This window comes from Kytococcus sp. HMSC28H12 (assembly GCF_001816045.1).
In the GTDB taxonomy this organism is placed as follows: Bacteria; Actinomycetota; Actinomycetes; order Actinomycetales; family Dermatophilaceae; genus Kytococcus; species Kytococcus schroeteri.
The window spans coordinates 6,668-8,722 of the sequence record NZ_KV824424.1; the positions used below are offsets into that span (position 1 = coordinate 6,668).

Genomic DNA, 2,055 nt, shown 5'->3' on the forward strand with positions numbered 1-2,055 from the left:
AGGGGCCGCACCCGGGTGGGTGCGGCCCCTTGGACCGGAGGTGCGGTGCGCGTCAGTCGCGCGGCTTCTCCCGCATCTCGTAGGTGGTGATGAGGTCACCCTCCTGGACGTCGTTCCACGAGCCCAGGTTGATACCGCACTCGAAGCCCTCGCGGACCTCGGTGACGTCGTCCTTGAAGCGCCGCAGACCGGTGAGCTCCAGGTCCTCGGTGATGACGACGCCGTCGCGCGTGATGCGCGCCTTGGCGCCGCGACGCACCTCGCCCGAGCGGACGATCGAACCGGCGATGTTGCCGAACTTCGAGGAGCGGAACACCTCGCGGATCTCGGCCGAGCCGGTCTCCACCTCCTCGTACTCCGGCTTGAGCATGCCCTTGAGGGCGTTCTCGATGTCCTCGATCGCCTGGTAGATGACCGAGTAGTACCGGATCTCGACGCCCTCGCGCTCGGCATAGTCCGCGTTCTGGCCCTCGGCCCGCACGTTGAAGCCGAGGATGACCGCGTCGGACGCGACGGCGAGGTTGATGTTGTTCATCGTGATGGCGCCGACGCCGCGGTCGATGATCCGCAGGTCGACCTCGTCGCCCACGTCGAGCTGCAGCAGCGCGTCCTCCAGGGCCTCGACCGAACCCGACACGTCACCCTTGAGGATGAGGTTGAGGGTCTCGACCTTGCCCTTGGCGAGGGCCTCGTTGAGGTCCTCGAGGCTGATGCGCTTGCGGGCCTTGGCCAGCGAGGCCTGACGGTCCGCGGCCTCACGCTTCTCGGCGATCTGGCGGGCGGTGCGGTCGTCCGGGGCCACCACGAAGGTGTCACCGGCGCGGGCCACGGAGTCCATGCCCAGCACCTGCACCGGGCGGGAGGGCAGCGCCTCCTCCACCGGGTTGCCGTGCTCGTCGAGCATCGCGCGGACGCGGCCGTAGGCCGAGCCCGACACGATGGCGTCGCCGACGCGCAGCGTTCCGGAGGTCACCAGGACGGTGGCCACGGCACCGCGGCCACGGTCCAGGTTGGCCTCGATGGCCACACCACGGGCGTCCTTGTCCGGGTTGGCGCGCAGCTCCAGGGCGGCGTCCGCGGTGAGCAGGACCGCCTCGAGCAGGCCGTCGATGTTGTCGCCGTTCTTGGCCGACACGTCGACGAACATCACGTCACCGCCGTACTCCTCGGCGACCAGCTCGTACTCGGTGAGCTGCTGGCGCACCTTGGCCGGGTTGGCGCCCGCCACATCGACCTTGTTGACCGCTACCACGATCGGCACGTCGGCCGCCTTGGCGTGGTTGAGGGCCTCGATGGTCTGCGGCATGACGCCGTCGTCGGCCGCGACCACGAGGATCGCGATGTCGGTGACCTTGGCACCACGGGCACGCATGGCGGTGAACGCCTCGTGACCCGGGGTGTCGATGAAGGTCAGCGCACGCTCCTCGCCCTCGTGCTCGGTGTGCACCTGGTAGGCACCGATGTGCTGCGTGATGCCACCGGCCTCACCGCCGCCGACGTCGGCCTTGCGGATGGCGTCGAGCAGGCGGGTCTTTCCGTGGTCGACGTGACCCATGACGGTCACGACCGGCGGACGCGGGGCCAGGTCCTCGTCGGTCTCGGCGGCCTCCTCGGCCTCGAGGTCGATGTTGAACGAGCTGAGCAGCTCGGCCTCCTCCTCCTCGGGGGAGACCACCTGGATGTCGTAGCCGAGCTCCGCGCCGAGCACGCCGAAGGTGTCCTCGTCCAGGGACTGGGTGGCCGTGGCCATCTCGCCCAGGTGGAAGAGCACCGTCACCAGCGACGCCGGGTTGGCGTTGATCTTGTCGGCGAAGTCCGTGAGCGACGAGCCGCGGCGCACCTTGATGACGGTCGAGCCGTCACCGCGGGGAACCTGCACACCTCCGATGGAGGGTGCCTGCATCTGCTCGAACTCGGCGCGCTTGGCGCGCTTGGACTTGCGGGCCTTGCGCTTGCCGCCTCCGCGACCGAAGGCACCCTGGGTGCCACCACGGCCGCCGCGACCGCCACGCGGGCCACCACCGACGGGGCCGCAGATGACCTGGCCGGTGAGGT

The 2,055-nt window shown here is 69.7% G+C and carries 1 protein-coding gene; it reads right to left on the reverse strand.

All coding sequences use genetic code 11. From position 1 onward, the window contains the following. Positions 1-52: 52 nt before the first annotated feature. Positions 53-2,055 (reverse strand): translation initiation factor IF-2 (gene infB, locus HMPREF3099_RS05625; protein ID WP_202816699.1); only part of this gene is annotated, 2,003 nt, incomplete at its 5' end.